At 61.3% G+C, this 20,544-nt stretch carries 23 protein-coding genes and 2 tRNA genes; 6 read left to right on the top strand and 19 right to left on the bottom strand.

Annotated features, from left to right (window positions below):
- Nucleotides 1-54: 54 nt before the first annotated feature.
- The 15 genes from GN300_RS27585 to GN300_RS27515 all read right to left on the bottom strand — a co-directional run bounded on the left by GN300_RS27585 (nt 55) and on the right by GN300_RS27515 (nt 11,983).
- The gene (locus GN300_RS27585) at nt 55-396 is read right to left on the bottom strand and encodes a hypothetical protein (RefSeq protein ID WP_063316196.1); all 342 of its coding nucleotides are present in this window, start codon (nt 394-396) and stop codon (nt 55-57) included.
- A complete protein-coding gene (locus GN300_RS27580; protein ID WP_197487730.1) occupies nt 393-776 on the bottom strand; it encodes a hypothetical protein in 384 nt (127 codons plus the stop codon). The genes GN300_RS27585 and GN300_RS27580 overlap by 4 nt, the downstream gene beginning before the upstream one ends.
- 439 nt (nt 777-1,215) lie before the next feature.
- Entirely contained in the window at nt 1,216-5,940 is a 4,725-nt protein-coding gene (locus GN300_RS27575) for a phage tail tape measure protein (RefSeq protein WP_063316197.1), read from the bottom strand.
- A 47-nt stretch (nt 5,941-5,987) separates the two neighbouring features.
- A complete protein-coding gene (locus GN300_RS27570; protein ID WP_063316198.1) occupies nt 5,988-6,497 on the bottom strand; it encodes a hypothetical protein in 510 nt (169 codons plus the stop codon).
- 17 nt (nt 6,498-6,514) lie between these two features.
- The gene (locus GN300_RS27565) at nt 6,515-6,772 is read right to left on the bottom strand and encodes a hypothetical protein (protein WP_063316199.1); all 258 of its coding nucleotides are present in this window, start codon (nt 6,770-6,772) and stop codon (nt 6,515-6,517) included.
- Complete coding sequence (locus GN300_RS27560; RefSeq protein WP_063316200.1) at nt 6,772-7,206, bottom strand: helix-turn-helix domain-containing protein; 435 nt, start codon at nt 7,204-7,206, stop codon at nt 6,772-6,774. The genes GN300_RS27565 and GN300_RS27560 overlap by 1 nt, the downstream gene beginning before the upstream one ends.
- Nucleotides 7,203-7,580, bottom strand: coding sequence for a hypothetical protein (locus GN300_RS27555; protein ID WP_063316201.1), 378 nt, complete (start codon nt 7,578-7,580; stop codon nt 7,203-7,205). The genes GN300_RS27560 and GN300_RS27555 overlap by 4 nt, the downstream gene beginning before the upstream one ends.
- Nucleotides 7,573-7,758 (bottom strand): hypothetical protein, encoded by a 186-nt coding sequence (locus GN300_RS27550; protein WP_063316202.1) that lies wholly within the window; start codon nt 7,756-7,758, stop codon nt 7,573-7,575. The genes GN300_RS27555 and GN300_RS27550 overlap by 8 nt, the downstream gene beginning before the upstream one ends.
- Nucleotides 7,759-8,024: 266 nt before the next feature.
- Nucleotides 8,025-9,785: a hypothetical protein gene (locus GN300_RS27545; protein WP_063316204.1), complete on the bottom strand. Its 1,761-nt coding sequence runs from the start codon at nt 9,783-9,785 to the stop codon at nt 8,025-8,027.
- Nucleotides 9,782-10,282: a DnaB-like helicase N-terminal domain-containing protein gene (locus tag GN300_RS27540; protein ID WP_082845761.1), complete on the bottom strand. Its 501-nt coding sequence runs from the start codon at nt 10,280-10,282 to the stop codon at nt 9,782-9,784. Before GN300_RS27540 ends, GN300_RS27545 begins: the two co-directional genes overlap by 4 nt.
- Complete coding sequence (locus GN300_RS27535; protein WP_156511746.1) at nt 10,279-10,599, bottom strand: hypothetical protein; 321 nt, start codon at nt 10,597-10,599, stop codon at nt 10,279-10,281. Before GN300_RS27535 ends, GN300_RS27540 begins: the two co-directional genes overlap by 4 nt.
- A gap of 143 nt (nt 10,600-10,742) precedes the next feature.
- A complete protein-coding gene (locus tag GN300_RS27530) occupies nt 10,743-11,108 on the bottom strand; it encodes a hypothetical protein (protein WP_063316207.1) in 366 nt (121 codons plus the stop codon).
- Nucleotides 11,105-11,434, bottom strand: a complete 330-nt coding sequence (locus GN300_RS27525) for a hypothetical protein (RefSeq protein WP_063316208.1) — start codon at nt 11,432-11,434, stop codon at nt 11,105-11,107. The genes GN300_RS27530 and GN300_RS27525 overlap by 4 nt, the downstream gene beginning before the upstream one ends.
- Entirely contained in the window at nt 11,434-11,784 is a 351-nt protein-coding gene (locus GN300_RS27520; RefSeq protein WP_156511747.1) for a hypothetical protein, read from the bottom strand. Before GN300_RS27520 ends, GN300_RS27525 begins: the two co-directional genes overlap by 1 nt.
- Nucleotides 11,777-11,983 (bottom strand): AlpA family transcriptional regulator, encoded by a 207-nt coding sequence (locus GN300_RS27515; protein ID WP_063316209.1) that lies wholly within the window; start codon nt 11,981-11,983, stop codon nt 11,777-11,779. Before GN300_RS27515 ends, GN300_RS27520 begins: the two co-directional genes overlap by 8 nt.
- Before the next feature lie 64 nt (nt 11,984-12,047).
- Between GN300_RS27515 and GN300_RS27510 the strand changes: the two genes are divergently transcribed.
- A complete protein-coding gene (locus GN300_RS27510) occupies nt 12,048-12,689 on the top strand; it encodes a hypothetical protein (RefSeq protein ID WP_156511748.1) in 642 nt (213 codons plus the stop codon).
- 9 nt (nt 12,690-12,698) lie between these two features.
- Nucleotides 12,699-13,874: a site-specific integrase gene (locus tag GN300_RS27505; protein WP_063316211.1), complete on the top strand. Its 1,176-nt coding sequence runs from the start codon at nt 12,699-12,701 to the stop codon at nt 13,872-13,874.
- Nucleotides 13,875-13,918: 44 nt separating this feature from the next.
- On the opposite strand, the gene GN300_RS27500 is transcribed toward GN300_RS27505, so the two are convergent.
- Nucleotides 13,919-13,992 (bottom strand) — tRNA-Ile (locus GN300_RS27500).
- Nucleotides 13,993-14,169: 177 nt separating this feature from the next.
- Here GN300_RS27500 and GN300_RS27495 point away from each other — a divergent pair.
- Nucleotides 14,170-14,367: a hypothetical protein gene (locus tag GN300_RS27495; RefSeq protein ID WP_223304512.1), complete on the top strand. Its 198-nt coding sequence runs from the start codon at nt 14,170-14,172 to the stop codon at nt 14,365-14,367.
- A 131-nt stretch (nt 14,368-14,498) separates the two neighbouring features.
- Nucleotides 14,499-15,122 (top strand): HAD-IA family hydrolase, encoded by a 624-nt coding sequence (locus GN300_RS27490; RefSeq protein ID WP_233405712.1) that lies wholly within the window; start codon nt 14,499-14,501, stop codon nt 15,120-15,122.
- A 104-nt stretch (nt 15,123-15,226) separates the two neighbouring features.
- Here the strand turns inward: GN300_RS27490 and GN300_RS27485 are convergent.
- Nucleotides 15,227-15,299, bottom strand: a tRNA-Asn gene (locus GN300_RS27485).
- A 136-nt stretch (nt 15,300-15,435) separates the two neighbouring features.
- On the opposite strand from GN300_RS27485, the gene GN300_RS27480 reads away from it, so the two are divergent.
- Complete coding sequence (locus tag GN300_RS27480) at nt 15,436-15,687, top strand: hypothetical protein (protein WP_003941570.1); 252 nt, start codon at nt 15,436-15,438, stop codon at nt 15,685-15,687.
- Nucleotide 15,688: 1 nt separating this feature from the next.
- Here GN300_RS27480 and dnaG read toward each other — a convergent pair whose 3' ends face one another.
- On the bottom strand, nt 15,689-17,608 hold the full coding sequence (gene dnaG / locus GN300_RS27475; protein ID WP_030536590.1) for a DNA primase: 1,920 nt from the start codon (nt 17,606-17,608) through the stop codon (nt 15,689-15,691).
- 72 nt (nt 17,609-17,680) lie between these two features.
- Between dnaG and GN300_RS27470 the strand changes: the two genes are divergently transcribed.
- Nucleotides 17,681-19,231, top strand: a complete 1,551-nt coding sequence (locus tag GN300_RS27470; protein WP_063316213.1) for a serine/threonine-protein kinase — start codon at nt 17,681-17,683, stop codon at nt 19,229-19,231.
- 13 nt (nt 19,232-19,244) lie between these two features.
- Here the strand turns inward: GN300_RS27470 and GN300_RS27465 are convergent, their stop codons facing one another.
- Nucleotides 19,245-20,543: a deoxyguanosinetriphosphate triphosphohydrolase gene (locus tag GN300_RS27465; protein ID WP_063316214.1), complete on the bottom strand. Its 1,299-nt coding sequence runs from the start codon at nt 20,541-20,543 to the stop codon at nt 19,245-19,247.
- Nucleotide 20,544: the final 1 nt, after the last annotated feature.

Genomic DNA, 20,544 nt, shown 5'->3' with positions numbered 1-20,544 from the left:
CATCGGGCGATAGGGGGCCGAGCAGTCGGAAACAAGTCCGAGTCCCAGTCGTGTTTAAGTCATGTGCCGCAGGCGCCTCGATCCGCGTGTTCGTTCGGTGATTCCGAGAGCCCGTAAACGGACATGGTCGATACTGCCGGGCCAGCGGGAGGACTCGATTCCTTTGCCCAGTGCCCACTGATGCACCGCGTAGTCCCGTCGACCAGGCGGGTTGTCCCGGCCGTATGCATCGGGCGTGGGCCACGGTTTGAGGTGGTGTCGTGTGAACCATCGCAGAGACGCTTCTCGGTCGAACCAGACCTCATGCTCTTCGAATGTTCCGAGCAGTTCGGGAGGAACAGCTCCCGCGGCCCCAACTGCATGGGCGCCGGCCCGGGCTCGGCGACGCTCACTCATGGCTGACCACCAGACTGCTCGACAGCCCAGCCGAGCGCGGCCATCGCTTTGGGAGTCAGTCCCAGCGCATCGGATGCATGTCTGGCCTCCTGGGCGATCCACGCAGTGCCCTCGCCTTTGAGCAGCATCGACTCGTACGCAACGAGCAAGGCCACAGTTCCGGTTGCAGTCTCGTCCCACTGGGTCGCCTGAGGAGACTCCCAGAGTTCCGTCCATCGAGCCTTCTCGTTGTCGGACCACTCACGGCCGGCGGAAATGGTGGGTACCGGGAGCTCACACCCCTGGCTCGGTAAGACGACCAGAGCGGCACGCTGAGCGCCTGTATTGGGTCGACGGTGCGCTCGACTGTTGGGCTTGGTCCAGTTCTTCTGAGGAGGCATCAGGGGCCCTTTCTCGTGGGTTCGTTCGAGTTGTTCGGTACACAAACCTGCTTCTCACCTCCCCCGCGGCGGGACGTTTTCCCCCGTTTGGGGATGACCCCCACCCCGTGCGTTTGCGCAGGTCAGAGGGATCGTTCGCAGGTCGAACGAGTTGCATCGCCGCAGGTCAGGGCATTGACTGACATTGAATGAAAGGGGACTTTGGAGTTGAAAGTCTCGTCGTCTCGGATTGGCTTGCGGCCGACCGCCGGTGCCCCACTGTCGGTTGGCCGGCACCCGAATCGTGTGAGGTCATTTTGACCATGCACCCGATTGCATCGCAGTGAACGAGGAGACCATCCCAGATGCCCTTCGTCACTCGTCGGTCGTGATCGACAACCACCCTCCGGGTTCGCGGAGAGTGGCTGTCCATGGTCACGCAGGACCTTGAGGCGCATGATCAGAACCGAGACCCTGCACCGAGTGCTCTGGTGTTCTCGATCTGACGGATGCGGCGTGCGTTCTCTTCAACGTCGCGGGTGGTGATGTTGTAGACGCTGGATGGTTTGCTGGCCACAGTCATCAGCCGATCAACCTGAGCAGTCAAGGCACTGATGTCCGCACTACCGCCATCGCCACCCTTGGCGCCACGCATCAGCGCGAAGTCGCGACTGAGATTCAGCCGCTCGTCCGCCGTGAGCATCCACTCCTCGGCGCCCGACAGGTTCAGTGCCGCAGTGCCATGAGGGACCGGTCCACCACCGTCGCGCAGGACGGTCGGCAACCGGAGTGCTTCGGCCACTCGCTTCTGCCAATCATCTCCGCCGATTTTAGAAATCATGGATTCCCAATTAGGAATTCCCGGAGTCACGGGAAGTTGTGCCTGAATCTCCGCAGTGCTGAAGGTCGGAGTCGCGGCGGCAGCGATGGGTGTCGTCTTCGTTCCCATCAACCCTTCCCAGTCGGTGGTGAACCAATGGGAGTTCGAGACGGACTCGGGTAGCTGTTCGACCAGGGCGCCGGCGATGATGCCACCGACGTCGGAACCGAACTGCTTGAAGCGATCATTGAGCGAGAACGTCTTACCATCCTTGGCTTCGGTCGCATCCTTGCGCGCCTGTTCGAGTCGGTTCTGTGCCGAGTACACGGCGATGTCGGCCTTCTCCTTGTCCAGTGATGTGGACGTGGTGTCGGCGTACGTCTTGTCTCGGGACAGTTGGGCGTCGAGTACAGCGATCTCCGCATTGCGGATGCCGATTGCATCCTCGGTCATAGCTCCAGTGAGAGCGGGAGCCGGAGTGATCGACGTTGCCGATCCGGCACCGTCACGCTTCTGTTCGAGTTCCTTGACCTTCAGTTCTGCGCGTTGGACTTTCAGGTCCGCCTGTTGCCGATCGGCCTCAGTCTTCTTGTCATTGGCATAGACGGCATCTCGGTCCTCCTGAGCCTGGATGATTGACACCCTTGCGGACTCGAGTGCGAGTGCATCCTTCTCGGTCCAGGGATTGCTCGACGCTCCTGCTGTGTACGAGGCCCCACCGGTGAGTGCCATCTGCAGTGCTGGATTGAGCATGGCGTCGGGAAGATGGAACTGATTCGGGAACTGACCGTCGTCATATCCAGCCGCATTGCCGCCGAATGTCGATCCGGAGTTACTGCCGCCGTTCTCGACATCGACCCGAGAGCCGTCCTTCAGGAACAAGGTGCCGGCCATATGCTCCTGGCTGACACCGATCCGGAAGTGGCCCTCACTGCCGCCAGGTTGCATGCCCTGCAGGTCGCCGCCCAGGATCGAGTACGTCGTCCACAGTCGACGAGGCTGCTGCCCCATGCCCGTTGCGGCGATGTGGGACATGTACATCGAGCAGTCCCACGGCCCGTAGTTGTATCCAATCCCCGCCTTGGCCCGAGCATATTCGATCATCCGATCCAGCCCGTCGGCACCGACTGCTCCGCCGTCTGCGTACTTGCCGACTTTGCCTTGAGACAACGCTTCTCGGAAGCGGTACACACCTGGCTGGCCACCAAGGTTGTCGACGTCCTCGGTGGTGAGAACGTGCTCACCCGGCATTGCGAGGATCGGCACCGAGTCCTTGCCGGGGATACCGCCTTCGATGGATCCGCCGAATGCGCGGGTGCCGAACATTCCTTCAAGGCTGGTCGGCATCGGCGCGGGGTTGTAGTTCGGATTGACGACATTCTGAACGATGTCGACGATTATCTTTCGATCCGAGTTGGCTGCAATGAACTGCTCGATCGCCGATTGCGCCTCGGCCGTACCGGTCAGTTGCACGTGAGTGACAAGTTCCTTCGGAAGCAGACCGTAGGCATTTGCCAGCGATTCGGCTGCGGCCTGTGAATACCCTGCCTCCATCGCCTGCCGAATGAAATCATCGCGGATGCGCTGTCCTGCTGCTTCAACCGCTGCCGCCGACTCGCTAGCGCCGAGCTGTTGCTGGCTAGCAGATTGACGAGCCGTCGCACCTGCATTGTCGAATGCTGTGCGGACATTCTTCATCTCGTCGCGTAGTCGGGATCCGGCCGCCGTTGTGGTATCGATCTTTCCCGTTGCTTCGTCGACGCTGCTGCCGGCTGCTCGCGCCGCTTCGCCGAATGACCTCATGGCATCATTGACTTGCTGTTGAGCATCCTCCGCACTCATCTGATCACCGCGAAGCTTCGCCAGACCGCCGTTGAGAATGTCGATCTTGTCCGCCGCGCCACCGGTTGAATCCGCGAACGCCTTCATGGTCGCCGTGACCGTCCCGAGCGCAGTTGAGGTGCCGCTCGCGTCAATGAATCCGGCTGCCAGGTCTATGCGCTTCTGGGACTCAGCCAGCTTGCGGGCTTCCTCGTCCAACTTTTTATAGTCCGCCAAAGCATTCGCCGCTTCATTGGCCTTGTCGCGAGCACCGCCGACGTTGAACATTCCACCGAGTGCAGTGGAGGCGAACCCTTCCGAACCCTGGCCGACTCGCTCTTTGTTGACCTGAGCTTCGAGCCGAGCCTGCTCTTCGAGGACTGCCAAGGTGGCCTTCATCTCGGAACGAGATCCAGCCAATCCCTTTGCCGCCGTCGTACCTGAGACTCCGACCCTTTCGAGGTATTCGACCAACGATCGCCCCGTCCCGGCGAGCTTGGCAGACTCGAGTGCGTTAGCCGCTGCGCGCTGTGTTGTCGCGTTCAGGGTCCCGTTGGACTTGTAGAGCGCTTCGCCGAGTTCCTTGGCGGACTCGGTGAGCATCCGATTGTGCTCCGCCGCCTTGCGCTGCGCCGCCGAGTAGAGAGAGAACGCCGCGATCGCTGCGCCGATGCCGATCATCCATGGACCACCAACGGCATTCAGCAGGTTTCCGCCCATGGTCTTGAGGCCGGTTCCCGCCGCAGCCAGTGTGCCGATCGCTGTGCCGAATCGCTGAGCTCCAGTGGAGGCTGTCACGAACGATTGCCCGATGCGTGAGAGACTTCCCGATCCGGTCGAGAGCACCTGCATCGAACCGGCAAACCGCCCAACTCCAGCACCCGCCTGACCCGATAGCGTGGTGAAGGCTCGGAAGTTTCCACCCGCAGTCTGCAGTGAGGTACCCAGATTTCGAACCGTGCCGGGAAGTCCCTGGATTCGAGTTCCGAGTCCGTGTGCGGCGGTTGCCATCCGGCCCATGTCTCCAACACCGCGGGCCATGAAGGCTGAGGTCGCCATCGACGCCACCTTGAGGGCTACGAGCCCGACGGCTACGGACTGAATAGGGCCGGGGAGAGCTCCGAACGCTCCGGCTGCTGTGGCGACCACGCTAACCAGAGGTTGGATAGCGTTGAAGGTGGTCGAGATGACACCAGTGGTGAGACTAAGGGTTCCCTGCAGGGTGTCGACGACGCTGCCCGATTCCAATGCGCCTTCGGCGATGGATTTCAGGCCGTTTCCGACACTGACGCCCATCTCGGCGAGGGATCGTCCTGTGCTGACGACGTTGTTAAAGGCGCCTTCGAGCATCGGCAGGTTGGTCAGGGATCCGCCGATGACCTCGTTCATTCCGACGAGAACGCCGCCCGAATTGTCGAGCGCGATAGCGAACTGATCCATGGCGCCATCAGCGATTCCGACGACCGTGTTGCCGAAGCTGGTCAGAGGCCCGTCGATGAGGTCAAAGAGTTGGAGCTGGAAGCGCTCCGATGCATTGCCAGCGCGCTCGAATACTCCAGGCAATCCCTGATTCTGGGCTCCTGCGAGTTCAAGTGCTCCGCCGGCTCGACCGACCGACTCGGCCATGGTGTCCCAGTTGCCGGCACCCTCGGACGCCATTGCCGAGGCAGCGCGCACAGCGTCTGTGCCGAATGCCGTTGCCGCGGCGGAGGCGAACTGCTCCTGCGTCATGTTCTGCTGAGCGTCAGCGAGCTGCTCAGTGATGGTGCGAAGTCCGACAAAGTTTCCTGCGGCGTCGAATGCGCTGATACCCAGGTCTTCGAGGGCTCCGGCCTGGACCTTGCTCGGCGAGGCCAGTGAAACGAGCATCGTCTTCAGAGAGGTTCCGGCGTCACTGCCGGCCATGCCGTTGTTGGCGAACAAGCCGAGTGCAGTGGAGGTGTCCTGCAGGGAGATTCCGAGGCTGTGTGCGACGAGCCCCGACTGCGAGAGCCCCATAGCGAAGTCGGTGATTTCACCGCTGGCGGCATTGGAGACATTTGCGAGGGTGTCGGCTACGAGTGTGGCGTCCTTGGCTTCGAGGCCGAAGGTGTTCAGGGCCTGGGACTGGATCTCTGAAGCCTCGGCTGCTTCGATCTGCGCGGCTGCGGCGAGTGCGAGGCTACCCTTTGCGGCGTCCATCGATTGCTCAACGGAGAGGCCACCTTTGGACAACTCAGTCATTGCAGCGGCGGCATCGTTAGCGGAAGTGCCGGACAACTCGATGTCGTTACCGAGTTCCATGGCCTTGTTTTTGACGGCATCCATCTGCGCGCCGGTGGCCTGGGAGACACCTGACATCTCGTTCAGTGTCCGTGTGAACTCGACGCCTGTATCGACCACCGATTGGAAACTGATGGCTACGCCGGCAACTGCGGCCACTCCAGCCAGCTTGCCGGCGAAGCTCGAGGCGGCCTCACCTGCTGACTCGAGACCGCTCTCGAACTCCTCGTTGAATGGTCCGAGGTCTGCTGCAACCTCGACATCAATTCTTCCGCCTGCCATGGCATTACCTCGCAAACGTCAGGGGTTGATTCTGATGAGAGTTCACGTCAGAACCCCCGCCGGCGGAGGTAGCCTTCAGCCGAGGGCTGGGGAGCGGTTGAAGCTCCAGAGCCGTTGTCGCCGAAGATCGCATTCCAGGTGTCTTCGCCATCCGACTCCGAGGGAGCCGCAGACTTTGGCGGGCTGCTGAGCCACGATTGAACTCGGCCGACAGCTTCTCGAAGACCCGGGCATTCGAGCGTGGCGTCCGGCCAGTCCGCGTAGGTTTCGAACAGGCGTTGCACCGAGCTACGGTCAGGGTCCGCCGCCGCAGCGTGCCGGACGCGATATGGGAGTTTGAGCAGCGATTCCGGTGCGATCCCGGATGCGGTGAACTCGGGTAGCGAGGAAGTGCCGGCGAGAAACATCTTCGGCGCGGGACCGACGTCGCGAAGGGCTAGCGAGTACACATTCGAATTGATCGACTTGTACTCGTCTTCGAGTGCAGTCGGTGAGTAAGGATCGATTTCGGCGACCTGGCCGGGCTGGACCAGGGAGCCGATGGTGATGAGAGCCATGTCGCGGTTCCTTCGAGTCAGAGTTCTGCGCCGACGCGAAGCGCGTCGACTGCTGAGGCGTCATCGGCGCCACCCGCTCCAGTCATGGAGAGGAGCTCCACAACTGGAGCGGGGACGGAATTCGATCGCTCAACGAGCTCGTTCTCGATGAAGTGGTCCACCAGATCGGGTGGGCACCACTGCGGCACAGGGTATCCGCGGTACAACATCGCGCCGTCACGTGTCCGCGTTGCGGAGATGTAGACACATGCTGACTTGACGTTGTACTGGTTCATTACGCTGCCCTTCCGGACTCCCGTTGCGCCTGCTGGTATGCGAGGACTGCAGTGCGATCGAACATCCATTGACGCGAAGCGAGTTGGCGGGCGTCGAGCGTTGCAGACAAGCGTTGTGCCTGTCGCTGTGATATCCGCAAGATCTTCGCCACCTCTCGTGTCCCGATGTTGTCTAGATCCGAGTGTGGTTGAACCGCTGTCGATGTCGTGTCGCGTTGTCCGGTTCCGGACATAGCCAGGAGCTCTCGTGCAGCGTCGTCGCACGCCCGCAGAAGTGCCGCGATCTCAGGAGGCGGCGCAATCCCTTCGCGCCGATGTGCCGCGATCAGCGACCGGACGGCACGCTGAGTATTCATCACGGCAGAACCTCGCAGAAGGAGACTTGCACCGAGCACCTGGACCGCTGGGGCAGCCTGCGGCCCAGGAGGATTCATCGTTGGGCCTCCTGATCCGTGACGTCTCGGCGCATGTAGTCGAAGGCCGCGGCTTTCACGTTCGAGTCGATAACGTCGACAATTTGGCTCGGAGACTGACCCATGTCGTTCAATTTCCGGACAAGAGGGTCGAAGCCGAAGTGCATTATCAACGCGATCACGTGACTTGCGGTCGCGCTCCACTGCACAGTGCCGACCTTCTTTTCGGCCGCATTCAGGTGCGCGGCCACCTTGTTCGGGTCTTGTGTGGCGTCGAGGATGTCCTGAAACAACTCCCAAGCATCGGCCCGAACCTGATCGAAGTTTGTCACGCCGTCGGGGAGGCCGTCGTCACCAATGTGGAAGCGAGTGTCGGGCTTGGTGTTGTCAGTCATTTTTCCTACCTTCGGTCGGTTCTTCTGTGGCGTCGACTAGCTGATTTGCCAGTCGAATTGCTTGTCGCGGGGTCAGTACGACGCCGATTCCGGTGCGTCCGAGATCGAGACGGATCCGCTTGTTGCTGTTGCGGGCCACGGTGAGCCCACCCTCGACGTCCAAGACGAGCCTTGCCATCAGTCAGCCCGCCTTTGCGATTTCGGGACGGGAGAGCGAGTCAGGGCACTCGGCAGAGTGCACGCACCTCCGGCACAACCCACGCGCATAGTTCTTGTCGTCACGGGATGCTTTGCCGTCCACAATGTCGTCGAACAACTCGGCATTCGTTCGGCACCTGGCCTGCGGGAGATTGGGCCGGCCGTCAAGAATCTCTGCAAGGAGCGCCAGTTCTCCTGGGTCTTTCCGCGAGCCGGACCGACGCCTCGGGGTTTCTTGCTCCGCCATCACGCACCCCGCTCAACGACAGTGGCGACAGACCATTCAGTCGCTATGGACTGCCCCCGCTTGTCGACCTCAGCGCGGACACTGGCCGACTTGACGGTGTCTCGCCCGTACCCGGCTACGAGGCCTGCCGCGTAAGCATCAGCTGCCTTCACCCATCCACCGGTAGATCGCAGCCATCCGGTCAGCCACTCCTCGGCCGAGACGACAGTGTTCTCACCGCCGGCGCCGAGATTCCATACCGTCACCGACCCCTTGCGGGCAGCGACCGAGATCAGATCTGAGCTCTTCGCGGCCTGCCGAAGGTTGTCGATCTTGTATCCGGCAACCTGACCCGCCTCGTAAACCTTTGCCGACTCGACGGTATCCACGCCGTTATCGAGGATCCTGGAGACGTACGCGTCTATCCATTGACGCGCTGTCTTCTGCGAGGTTTCACCTGGGGCGTCGGTTACAGCATGAAGAGCAGGTAAAGGTACACCCTGTACCGGGGGTACACCGTCTCCTAGCTGCGGTTTTAGACCCTGTACCTCGGTACACCCTGTACTTTCCGGTAAGCGATAACGCGTCCCCCTCTCCACCTCGATCTGGACGACTTGACCAGCGTCAACGAGCTCGGCGAGAGCAGCCCCGCAGTAGTCGCGCAGGTTTGCCTTGAGATTCGTACGAAGCTTGTTGGCTGGAAGCTCGCCCTGGCGTTCGAGCCACCGCAGAACGCCTTCCTTCGCACGATCGAGGCGTCGATCTTCCACCACCTCGTCACCCATAGCCCGACCGATCGCGCGGTCTCGGATCTTCCTACGGTCAGCCTTCCTGGATTCCGCTACCACCCAATCGCGAGTCCGGTTCGACACCTCCATCACCACACCCGACAGTTGCCAATCGAGTTCGGAGACAACACCGCGGTGATGCAGAATCGCGAGGCAAGCTGCGACCTTCAGTCGGGTGAGCATGGCGTGTCCGTCGAGCGCATCTTCCTGGCCACGCTGCCGTGCAATGTGCGCGCCGATGATCATCTCGGTGATCTCGGGTGGGCCGTAGACGACCTCAATAACACCGTCGGCGTCCGGTCGCCAGAACGGCAGGCGTGTATTGAGTGGCTCGGGGTCTGGAGTGACGTCGGCGGGCATATCGGGATCTGTGGTGAGGAACCAAAGAAACCGCTGCGGCGTTCCACCCGTCGTGTCGTTGAACAGCACCCCAGTGTGGGCAGGCTGTGCGCCGACGCTCATGCACAGCCTGTAGGTGTGCGGAGGGACGATGCGGGTGGTTGCCTCGCTGGAGTTCGCCTGCCCGAGTTGTTCACCCATCGCTGCCGACTTCAGCTGCGCCAACAAGATCGAGCCCTGCCGTGACGCGATGCCAGCAAGGGTGTCAATCTCCGGCACGTTGATGATCGCCTTGGTGATCGGTTCTATGCCTTCCCTCTTCGGCGGTACGAATGTTGCAGCGATACCCTCACCCGATCCGATCGGGCGCTCGACGATGGGTGCCGGCCATGCGAGACGGGCCACCTTGTCCGAGATTCCCTTACCGCCACCTGATGGAGCGACGAACGCGCACAGCAGGTTCAGTGAAGCTCGTCCGCCGATGACACCAGGCAACTGAACTTCGGGGCCGGTGGTAGCGGCGACACGAAGAAGGACGCCACCGAATACCGCCCACTCGGCGGCGTAGCGAGCTCGAGCCCACTGTCGGATGGTTTGCAGTTCGGCTGTGGCATTGAAGAACTCGTCGATCGTCGACATGTGCGTTTCACTCATCGTTCACCTCGCAGTGCTGCGAGACGTTCGGAGTGTTTACGGCACTTGGTGCCGATATCAGTGAGATAAGGCATGAGTTCCACCTCAGGGAGGGTGTCGGCGAATTCGATCAGGCTCTCTGCGAGTGATCGGTAGCGACGTCGATACGCTTCGGCCACGACAGCTGCGGCGTACGGGCGAACCATCAGATCGGATGCACCCGAGGTCGTGGCATCAGCGAGCGCCTTGTTCACCAGCTGGCCGCGGTGACCGGAGAGTCCGCCACAGCGCCGGAGCTCGTCGTGGACCACCGTCGTGTTGGTGGCACTGCCGGACTCCGATAGTCGTTTCATTGCGGCCAGAATCTCCTGCAGTGCTGCCGATTCGAGGTCGTCAGGTTCGATCCACTGCACTGCGCCGGCGACATCTTCTGCAGAGGCCCAGAGTAGCGAGCCGATCAGCAGAACTTCAGCAGTCGGATTCTGAACGCCCACTGGGCGAATCGTTGGTGTGCTCATGAAACGCCGCCTTTCACGGCAGGCTTTGCCGTGCGCCGCCAGACGCGAGCCGGGGAGTCCCAGTCCCCGGGGACGGCTCGGGGCCCGTAGGAATAAAATTCGACGTACCCCTTGCGGTTGAGCTCGCGGATCAGGGCGCCGAGACGCGACGGCTTGTCGTCTGCGTAGCCAGGTAGATCTTCCGCGAGTTGCGCGGCGGTGAACTCGGTGCCAACGGGCATTCCGTCCAACCGTTGCAAGGCAAGCGGCCAGAGATCGGGATGCGCTGCGAGCAAAGCATTATCAGGCCCGTAGGGGATAGAATTACGTGGAGGCATTGGGTGTCTTTCTCGAGGGTGAAACGGGGCTGGCCTTCCGCGCTGGAGGACCAGCCCCGTTTCGTGTGTCGACCAGGAATGCCGCGCCAGGCGTTGGTGACAGATCGAAGATGGTTAGGGTCCGTGTGCTGGATTCGGCCGCATCAGAGCGACTCTCGGATTTCAGCCGCCACGCGGATTTCGGATTCATCGCGAACGAGGGACTTGACCCGGCTGACGATTGCCCGGTAGTCGGAGACGATCTCGTTCACTACTTCCGCGAACGTCTCCACGTAGTCCGGCAAGATCGTGAGGTCGAAGAACATGTCTCCCCCGTCCTGCTTCGAGCAATCAATCTCGATGCGAGGGGGATCGCCGTAGAGATCTCCATGGTCGTTGGCATCCCAGCGTGACACCTGCGCCGCGAAGGGATGCTTCACCACCTCCGCAAGGATCGTCCGAGATGCATCGTTGAAACTCAGGGATGACTGAACTTGCTCACTCGTCGGCGCATTCAAGATGATCGTCATTTCGGCGCCTGCCCGTCTTCGATCATCTGGAACGCGGCGGCAGTGAGGTCTGCAGCGAGCTGCAAGGCCATCGCCGGCGTGAGGTAGCAGAGTTGTCCTACGATCCGCCAGTCATTGTTGACCTCACCCACACTCACCAATCGATCAACCGAAGTCTGATCGCCCCAACGGAATACGCCGACCTGAAGTCCGGCCGTCACCCCGTTCTCGTGCGCTTCTGCGAGCGGCACCGGAATTGACATCTTGGCGTCCGAAACATCGCCTTCGACTGGATACACAAGCGGAGAAAGACGATCCAGTCGGTCACTGAGAAAGCTCGAAGCCATCACGCCACCTCCGTGAATCCGGCACCGTGAGAAAAACGAACAATGAGTGCGCTGTCAGCAAGTACCGTGGCCAGCTCCTCAGCCTCGTCGAACGAGAGCCGGAGCGGAGGCTTCCCGCCTCCGGGAAGCGTTATCTCGATGCCGCCGGATTCAGTGACGCCCACGGAAACCGCCTGCTCATTGCCTAGACGGTCTCGATGTGAGCCGACTCTCACTTCACTTCCGAACACGTGGGGACGTACAATAGAGCGCATAGAAAAAACTCCTTCTTCGAGGATGGGGTTCTGAACGGCGCTAGTCATATGTGCGGGTGCAACCGCTTGACTAGCGTCGTTTGCAATTTCAATCATTGACAAGCTCCGCTCGACGCGGAAACTGTTCTTCCTCCCAGGCGATAACGTCACTCAACTTGTAGCGACAAAATTTGCCCATCTTCGCGTAGCGCGGGCCCTTGCCGAGAAAAGCCCACTGAGTAAGCGTCTTCGCCGGAAGTTTCAGCCGATCCGCTACCTCTTGGCGCGAGAGCCAGTAATCCGTTGTCATCTTCATCAAACCTTCCTGGAAACACTTTGTCGAAGTGTTGCTTCCAAGTTCTAGCACAACGCAATGAGACGTGCAACAGTTTGACGAGATGATTCACGACCGCTTAGATGAAGGCATGCCCTTCCTTGAGCCCACCCCTGCAAAACGGGGCGGATGGTCCCTGTATGGAGGACGCATTCACGCAAAGGTTCCTGCAACTGCTACGTATCGTCCCGATTCCGACGACCCGAACCCCATCCCCTACGAGGTGACGATGACCCTGGACATCTCAGAAGGCCGGCTCGTATGCACGGAGCTGACAGCACGAATGGTCCCAGGCGGAAAACCTGTCACCTCCGAGCTTCTGAGGCGAATACCCGTCGGCGAATTCGTGGCCGCGGCAGCGGCACTCGGCGGGATTTTCCAATTCAGCCGGAAGATGGGGAACGCATGGACAATCGGTGGATACGAAGCTCCGCCCAAAGACTTTGCCGTTAATGGAATGACGGATGAGGCACTGGAGCATATTGCTGAGTTCTATGCATTTTGTCAGTCAACCGGACAAAAACCGACTGGCGAACTAAATCGCCAGTACGGAATTCCCCGCCCAACTACTTCAAAATGGGTCAACGCAGCACGCAAGCGCGGAATTCTCAGCGATGAACACCGGAAACTTTCGGAAGACTTCATCGGAGATCCGGTAGAACGCCTGATCCAGAAGGCACAAGAGTGAGTAGCGAAAATGTCACGCGGTAGACCACCCCTCCGCATTGGCCAGCACGGCAAGATCGCTCGAATTCCCCTCGGCGGCGACGCGTACCTTGCCCGCTGCCGTTACCGCGACGATGACGGCATTGTGCGCGTTGTCGAGCGGCGCACACCGGTCGATGTTCGAGACCAGCACGGCAAGATCGCCGAAGAAGAACTCCTCGACGCCCTGGCTGCACGGCGAACGCCTTCCGAGGATGAAATTGACTCTGACACATTGATTTCCGCTCTATGCAAGACCTACCTAGCCAGGCTCGAAGAGGAGGGCAGGGCATCGAACACGATGTCGACCTACGAGTTCGCTTTGAAGAAACTCGACTTGAAGATTGGCGGCCTCCGCCTGAGTGAGGCATCTGCCGGCCGGATCGACACGGCACTGCGGGCAATGTCGAAGCAACACGGACCGACCATGGCGCGCCAAGCGAAGACCATCCTCCGCGGTGCGTTGGCGATGGCGGTCCTTGTTGGGGCGTTGAGTTCGAATCCGGTCAATGACGTGTCGAGGATCCGGGCCAAGAATCCGCCGGCGGGTGCGAAAGCACTTACGGGCGACCAGCTTGGAACTCTCCTGGTCGCACTCGGAGAGTCGGACTACTGCCAAGCGAACGATCTCGTGGATCCGATCACCCTCTTGATTGCCACAGGGGTACGGCGTTCCGAGCTGCTGGCGATTCGTCGTCAGGACATCGACCTGGACTCCGGCACCGTAGCTATTACCGGCAAGGTCGTCAGAGAGAAGGGGGTGGGCCTGAAGCGTGTCGACGAGACGAAGACTGCCGCCGGACTACGCACCATCCCGCTCCCCCTGTTCGCACTCGAGATGCTGAAGAAGCGAGCGAAGCAACCGCGTTCCGGCGCACTCGATGTCATCTTCCCTTCGGCTGTAGGCACGTTGCGAGACCCGAACAACTTCGGCAAGCAATGGCGCAAGGTTCGCGATGAACTCGGGGTCGCCGACAGTACGTCTCACACGTTCCGCAAGTCGGTGGCCACCCTCATCGACGACGAGGGCCTGTCCGCACGCGTAGGGGCCGACCATCTCGGGCACCGAAATATCTCGATGACTCAGGACAAGTACATGACACGTGGGCGTCAGCACTCAGAGGTTGCGAAACTGCTGGACAAAGCGGTTGCCATAAAGGATGAATAAACGATGGATGCCTTCTCCTGAGTTTCGAAAAAGGGCCTCTCACGTGGGGCGGGCGGGGCTCGAACCCGCGACCAATGGATTATGAGTCCACGGCTCTAACCGACTGAGCTACCGCCCCATCCGGATGCGATGCATCGCGGCGAATCCGAATGTTACCGGCACATCCGACGCGGATCACAATCGGGCAGGCGGTGACGCGTTGCACTCTTTCGAGTCGAGTCTTCCAAGGTTGGTCGGCACAGGCGCGATGAGCCGATACCGTGGGAGTGCACACCCCACGGAACAGGATCACCACATGAAGCTTGCACTGACCGAATTCAAGAACTCGAAGGCCACGATCCGGATCATCATGTCCGACGGCGCGAAGCTGAACGGCACCGTCACCGATTTCACCGAAGACACTCTCGTTCTCAATTCTCCGAATGGTGTCTACTACATCAACCCCAGCCACATCGTCCGACTGTTCGAGCCGTCGGATCGCGCAGCGAAGTAGGCGCACCGGCCGAACAGTTCGACGGTTCCGCCGAAAGCCCGACGCAGGTATTGCGTCGGGCTTTTCGCATCTCCGCCGCCATCATCTTCGCTTCGCGTTCACTGATGCTGATGCCGCCTATCCTCTGCGACATGGCGAACGACAGCGGACCACCTGAACTCGTGTTGTTCGACTTGGGTGGCGTGCTGTGTCGATTCGAGCCTGACCGTCGCGCCGCAGAACTGGCTGCGGCCATCGGCGTCACGGAAGACGAGATTCATGCCCTCGTGTTCGCGTCCGGGTTCGACCAGGAATGCGATCTCGGCATTCACTCCGAAACCGCGATCCTGGAACGCTTTCGACGGCTCGGGTTTCCTGGTGACCGCGACGAGCTACGCCGAGCCTGGGCCAAGGCCTTCATCCCGGACCGCGCGGTCATCGATCTCGCAATCGCGCTTCGAAGCGAGGGGGTCGTGGTCGCCACACTCTCCGACAACGGACCTGTTCTCTTGGCCGCCATCGAGAGTGTCGTAACTCCATCGGCAATCGACGAGCATGTTTTCTCCTGCATGCTCGGAGCTACCAAACCCGAACCTGCGGCCTTCCTGGCTGCGCTGGAGTTGCTCGATGCGCGTCCACAGCAGACCTCCTTCGTCGACGACAACCCGGTGAACGTCCTCAGCGCTCGACGGCTGGGAATTCGCGGCGAACAAGCAAACAAGGCGGCAGACGTCGAATCGGCACTTCGATCGGTGGGTCTGCTGCGAGCGCACTAGGTCAGACAAAAACAAGGTCTGACCAAAACGCGGTCAGACAAAAACAAGATCAGACCACAACAAGAAAGCCCCCCACCCGATTTCTCAGGTGAGGGGCTTTGCTGCTCCCCCGGCTGGACTCGAACCAGCAACCGTCCGATTAACAGTCGGAAGCTCTGCCAATTGAGCTACAGGGGATTGTCTTGCTCGCTTCGCCCGTTCCGGCGTTGCCTGAGAAACTGTAGCGAATCCTTCACCGAAGTACCAAATCGCCTGCCCAGCGAGTCATCAGGCAGGATGGAGTCAGGACGATCGGTGCTGGAGGGAAGCAGGAATGATGCGTTTGTTGATCGGTGTTGCAGCTGGGTACGTCCTGGGAACCAAAGCGGGCCGCGCACGATACGAGCAGATCAGCCGAGCCGCGAAGGCGGTGGCCACCAGTCCGGCCACCAAGAAGGTGTTGGACGCGTCACGGCAGAAGCTGGCCGACTCACTGAGTACTCAGCCCAAGCTCGAGCCGATGAAGCCGATCAACGAGGAGACTACGATTCTGGTCCCCCACGACCAGTTGAAGAAAAACCGTTAGGTCAGACGCTTTGGTCGCCGACAGCCTGCTCACGCAGCTGTCGGCGATACTGCTCGAGCGCCACGAGGTCGCCGAACAGTGAGTTGTACTCCTCGGGGGCTGCAGCAGGTGAAACGCGCTGAAGCTTGGATTTGAGGTCGGCAACCTGCTCGCCCACCCACGCTTCCTGCAGTCGTGCGAGCACTCCGTTGATGTAGCGCGGAACCGTGTCTTCGTCACACGGCATCGGTTCGACGGCCAGCTCAGATACAACCGAGGCCACCGTCATGTCTTCGACGCCCTTGGTAACGACTTCGATCCACTCGGCGCCGCCGAGTCCCTTGCTCGTTCCACCGGCGTCAGCCATTGCCTGTCTGATGACAACGTAGGCGGGGTGGGTGAACGTCTCGGGCGGCAACGAGTCGAAGACACTGCCGGCGATGCCAGGGTGCTGCAATGCGGCCTTGAGGACAGCTCGCTGCGTCGAGAGCGCGGGATCGTTGGGCCGGGGCCTGGAGATTCCGATCGGCAGCGCAAGCGCATCGGCAGCAGGTTGGTCGACAACCTGACGACGCTTGGGCGCCGGTGACGATCCACGCGTCGACGCCCGTTTGCGAGCTTCGTCACGCACGCGTCGTCGAACCGACGGAAGATCGTCCCAACCGACCCATCCGCACAACAGATTCGCGTAGCTGTCGCGCAGAGTTGATTCCTTGATCTGCGCAACGACGGGCACGGTACGACGCAGTGCCTCGACACGACCTTCAGCGGTCTCCAGATCGTGTTCGGTGAGGATGGACTTCACCACGAACTCGAACATCGGAGTGCGCCGTGCCACGAGGTCGCGAACGGCGGCGTCACCAGACTTCAGTCGCAGATCGCACGGGTCCATTCCGTCGGGCGCGACGGCGACGAACGTCTGCCCGGCCATCTTTTGATCACCCTCGAACGCCTTCATCGCAGCGGCCTGCCCCGCGGCATCACCGTCGAAGGTGTAGATGATTTCACCGCGAAAGTAGCTGTCGTCCATCAGGAGTCGACGGAGCATCGCAAGGTGCTCCTCACCGAAGGCGGTTCCGCACGAAGCGACGGCGGTCTTGACGCCGGCCAAATGCATCGCCATGACGTCGGTGTAGCCCTCGACGACTACCGCCTGGTGTCCCTTGGCGATGTCGCGCTTGGCGAGGTCCAAGCCGAACAAGACCTGAGACTTCTTGTAGAGAATCGTTTCCGGCGTGTTGACGTACTTACCCGGCATGGTGTCGTCGTCGAAGAGCTTGCGGGCACCGAAGCCGATGACGTCACCGGCGACGCTGCGGATCGGCCACAGAAGTCGGCGATGGAACCGGTCGATCGGACCTCGCCGGCCTTCTTTGGACAGCCCGGCTGCTTCTAGTTCTTTGAACTCGAAACCTTTGGACATCAAGTGTTTTGTGAGAGTGTCCCAACCTTCTGGCGCGTATCCACACCCGAACTGCAGGGCCGCTGCACCGTCGAAGTTTCTCTCGGTGAGGTAGTCGCGAGCCGCCTGGGCATCGGGTTCGCGCAGACGAGCGGCGTAGAACTCCTGAGCCGCCGCGTTTGCTGCGATCAAGCGTGCGCGGGTGCCGCGATCGCGCTGAACGGACGGTCCGCCGCCCTCGTACGAAATCGTGTAGCTGAGTCGATCCGCCAACTGCTCGACGGCCTCTACGAAGCTGATGTGATCCATCTTCTGCAGGAACGAGTACACGTCACCACCCTCACCGCAGCCGAAGCAGTGGTAGAGGCCGTGGTTGGGTCGCACATGGAACGACGGCGACTTCTCGTCGTGAAAGGGACACAGACCTTTGATCGAATCGCCACCGGCACGCTTGAGTGAAACGTATTCACCGACGATGTCCTCGATGCGAGTGCGTTCGCGAATGGCCGCGATGTCTCTGTCAGAAATTCGGCCCGCCACGTACATCAGTCTAGGCGGTCCCCCGGCACCTCCTGACAACGATATGTTGATGGCCGACTCTGCACCGCAGCGATGGGACCGACGATGACTGAAAACGCCTCGAGCTCGCACGAAGGGCGATCAGGAACCCGATTCGGCGTGTACGAGTTGCGTAGCCTCCTCGGCCGAGGCGGAATGGGTGAAGTGTACGAGGCGTACGACACCTCGAAGGATCGCCTGGTCGCACTCAAGTTGCTCCATCGAGAGCTTGCGGCCGACCCGTCATTCCAAGCTCGTTTCCGCCGAGAATCTCGCGCCACCGCCGCCCTGAACGAACCGCACGTGATCCCGGTGCATGACTGGGGCGAAATCGACGGAGTCCTCTTCATCGACATGCGTTTGGTCGAAGGCCACACATTGCGAGCCGAGTTGACCGAATTCGGCCGACTCACGCCTGTACGAGCCGTCGACATCGTCTCGCAAATCGCGTCGGCGTTGGACGCCGCCCATGCCCGCGGGCTCATCCATCGTGACGTCAAACCAGACAACATCATTCTCACGAACAACGGCTTCGCCTACCTCGTCGACTTCGGAATCGCATACTCACAGACGGACACGAAGATCACCACCGAGGGAAGCGCAGTCGGTTCGTATGCATACATGGCGCCGGAGCGGTTCGGAATCGAAACGCCGACGGCCGCAGCGGATGTCTATTCCCTGGCTTGTGTCCTCTACCAATCACTCACCGGAACAACACCTTTCAACACCACAAGCATCGAGCATCTGGTCAATTCGCACCTGAACGCTCCGCCGCCACGCCCCACACTGGCGGTTCCGTCGCTCCCGCAAGGCCTTGACGCCACCGTGGCTCGCGGCATGGCAAAGGATCCCGCACACCGCTATCCGACTACGGGAGCGCTCGCACTCCAAGCGCGGCAGGCCCTCTCGACGACCCACACCCCCGGTGCCGCCGGCGGATTGCAACCCACGATCGTCGGGCAGCCCACCTACACCACGGCGAATCCCGCTCACGGGAACTACACGCACATCGTGACAAAGACCAAGCGAAACCGAGCACCGATCGCGATCGGTGCGGCTGGAGTTGCACTCGTTCTGGCCGCAGGAGGCACGGCGGCCTGGGTGACGCTGGGGAATTCGGGCCCCGAATCACCAACCGCTGTAGCAGCTTCCACCGCCACGTCGGCACTGGCACCCATTCAGGATCCGGTCAGAACGCCGAAGCTCGAGCCGCTACCCACCGCCGGACAGCAGGCAACCACCACCACGCGGGCGCCGAACCCCGCCACGAAGAACGGCGATCTCGGGGTGAGCAAGCCGATCACCGTCCCCTCATGCAAAGGAACCGGAATCGTGGTGTTGGCCAATGCCACCGATCCGGCAACGTACGCCAGCGAGATCCAGAACTACCTCGACGCGTTCCCCGGCTCGAAATACCTACGCACAGACCAGTCCTGCCCGTCACTGCGTCAAGTCTCGGATTCCGGGACTGCGATCTACACCGTGTATCGCGAATCCGGAAACAGCGAGTCGAAGATCTGCAAGGACGTCCGCGCAGCAGGAGGCGACGCTTACGGCAAGTGGCTCGACACCACTACCGATCCGTCGACGCGAATGACCTGCTGAGAGCGCGGCCGGCTCAGCCCCAACTGGCCTGCGCGCCCAGGCTTGCCTTGTCCACCCGCTCCAGCCGACTTTCCGTGTACGACGCGATCTGATCCACCACCACGCGGACCCGAGCACCGTCGTCCGCGGCGCGCTCCCATGCGGGCAGCAAGATCGGATCGAGCCCGGCGGGCGCCGTGGCCAACAACCATTCCGCGACGCGATGAACACGATCACGTTGCCGATCCTGACGCGCCTTGTGCCCGGCGTCGGACATCACGTAGTAGAGCGCCACGGTCTTGAGCAACGCGACCTCGGATGCGACGGCCTCGGGTATGTCGAGGTCGGCTTGATAGCGCGAGAGGGGTCGGTTGCCGTTTGTGAGCCGAGTGCTGGCGATCGCGGCCGTGGCGAAGCGTCCCACCAATTCACTTGTCAGGTTCTTCAACGCGACGGAACTTCCCAGCGTCCCGTCGAAACTTCCGACTCCGCGTACGACGGGGAGTTCGGACAACCGCTGAGCGGCTTCGATCAGATCGTCGACTACCAAGCCGCGGAACTCGGAGGCCCCCAGTTCTGCCAGTGCGCGCTGCTCGGACGGATCAGCAAGCGAGCGAAGGTCGATCCGGCCTGCGATCACCCCGTCCTCCACGTCGTGCACGGAATAGGCGATGTCGTCGGCCCAGTCCATGACCTGAGCTTCCAGGCATTGCCGTCGCTCGGGCGCTCCCTCGCGAACCCAGGCGAGCACCTCTGCGTCGTCGTCGTATGCCCCGAACTTCGCGCCGGGCTCAGGGCGGGTCCAGGGATACTTGATGGCTGCGTCGAGTGACGCCCTGGTGAGATTGAGGCCTGCGCTCAGACCGTCGGGGCGCAGGATCTTGGGTTCGAGGCTGGTCAAGATCCGCAGATTCTGCGCATTGCCCTCGAAACCTCCGCAGTCCTTGGCGACTTCGTCGAGGGCCTTCTCGCCGTTGTGACCGTACGGTGGGTGCCCGATGTCGTGCGCGAGACCGGCGAGGTCCACCAGGTCCGGATCGCAACCGAGTCCGTCGGCGATCCCTCGCCCGATCTGTGCGACCTCCATCGAGTGCGTCAACCGCGTGCGAGGTGTGTCACCGTCGCGCGGGCCGACAACCTGGGTCTTGTCGGCCAAGCGCCGCAAAGCCGCGGAGTGTTGGACACGCGCCCGATCTCGCGAGAAGTCCGAACGATGCTGCGCCGCTGCGATCTGCGAACCCGCCAACCCCGCTCGCTTCGGCGCCTCGACGACACGACGTTCGAGGTCGTGTTCGGAGTAGGTGCCGCCTCCGTAGGTGGTGTGAGCTGTCATG

This window comes from Rhodococcus sp. Ni2 (assembly GCF_021352185.1).
GTDB classification, from domain to species: Bacteria; Actinomycetota; Actinomycetes; order Mycobacteriales; family Mycobacteriaceae; genus Rhodococcus_F; species Rhodococcus_F qingshengii.
The sequence above is the reverse complement of the archived record's forward strand: the minus strand, read 5'-3'. Positions and strand labels throughout refer to the sequence as shown.

Bases quoted from the DNA above. Each gene is read 5' to 3' on its own strand.
- GN300_RS27585 (WP_063316196.1), bottom strand. From the start codon at position 396: ATGAGTGAGCGTCGCCGAGCCCGGGCCGGCGCCCATGCAGTTGGGGCC.
- GN300_RS27580 (WP_197487730.1), bottom strand. From the start codon at position 776: ATGCCTCCTCAGAAGAACTGGACCAAGCCCAACAGTCGAGCGCACCGT.
- GN300_RS27575 (WP_063316197.1), bottom strand. From the start codon at position 5,940: ATGGCAGGCGGAAGAATTGATGTCGAGGTTGCAGCAGACCTCGGACCA.
- GN300_RS27570 (WP_063316198.1), bottom strand. From the start codon at position 6,497: ATGGCTCTCATCACCATCGGCTCCCTGGTCCAGCCCGGCCAGGTCGCC.
- GN300_RS27565 (WP_063316199.1), bottom strand. From the start codon at position 6,772: ATGAACCAGTACAACGTCAAGTCAGCATGTGTCTACATCTCCGCAACG.
- GN300_RS27560 (WP_063316200.1), bottom strand. From the start codon at position 7,206: ATGAATCCTCCTGGGCCGCAGGCTGCCCCAGCGGTCCAGGTGCTCGGT.
- GN300_RS27555 (WP_063316201.1), bottom strand. From the start codon at position 7,580: ATGACTGACAACACCAAGCCCGACACTCGCTTCCACATTGGTGACGAC.
- GN300_RS27550 (WP_063316202.1), bottom strand. From the start codon at position 7,758: ATGGCAAGGCTCGTCTTGGACGTCGAGGGTGGGCTCACCGTGGCCCGC.
- GN300_RS27545 (WP_063316204.1), bottom strand. From the start codon at position 9,785: ATGAGTGAAACGCACATGTCGACGATCGACGAGTTCTTCAATGCCACA.
- GN300_RS27540 (WP_082845761.1), bottom strand. From the start codon at position 10,282: ATGAGCACACCAACGATTCGCCCAGTGGGCGTTCAGAATCCGACTGCT.
- GN300_RS27535 (WP_156511746.1), bottom strand. From the start codon at position 10,599: ATGCCTCCACGTAATTCTATCCCCTACGGGCCTGATAATGCTTTGCTC.
- GN300_RS27530 (WP_063316207.1), bottom strand. From the start codon at position 11,108: ATGACGATCATCTTGAATGCGCCGACGAGTGAGCAAGTTCAGTCATCC.
- GN300_RS27525 (WP_063316208.1), bottom strand. From the start codon at position 11,434: ATGGCTTCGAGCTTTCTCAGTGACCGACTGGATCGTCTTTCTCCGCTT.
- GN300_RS27520 (WP_156511747.1), bottom strand. From the start codon at position 11,784: ATGATTGAAATTGCAAACGACGCTAGTCAAGCGGTTGCACCCGCACAT.
- GN300_RS27515 (WP_063316209.1), bottom strand. From the start codon at position 11,983: ATGAAGATGACAACGGATTACTGGCTCTCGCGCCAAGAGGTAGCGGAT.
- GN300_RS27505 (WP_063316211.1), top strand. From the start codon at position 12,699: ATGTCACGCGGTAGACCACCCCTCCGCATTGGCCAGCACGGCAAGATC.
- GN300_RS27495 (WP_223304512.1), top strand. From the start codon at position 14,170: ATGAAGCTTGCACTGACCGAATTCAAGAACTCGAAGGCCACGATCCGG.
- GN300_RS27490 (WP_233405712.1), top strand. From the start codon at position 14,499: ATGGCGAACGACAGCGGACCACCTGAACTCGTGTTGTTCGACTTGGGT.
- GN300_RS27480 (WP_003941570.1), top strand. From the start codon at position 15,436: ATGATGCGTTTGTTGATCGGTGTTGCAGCTGGGTACGTCCTGGGAACC.
- GN300_RS27470 (WP_063316213.1), top strand. From the start codon at position 17,681: ATGGGACCGACGATGACTGAAAACGCCTCGAGCTCGCACGAAGGGCGA.
- GN300_RS27465 (WP_063316214.1), bottom strand. From the start codon at position 20,543: ATGACAGCTCACACCACCTACGGAGGCGGCACCTACTCCGAACACGAC.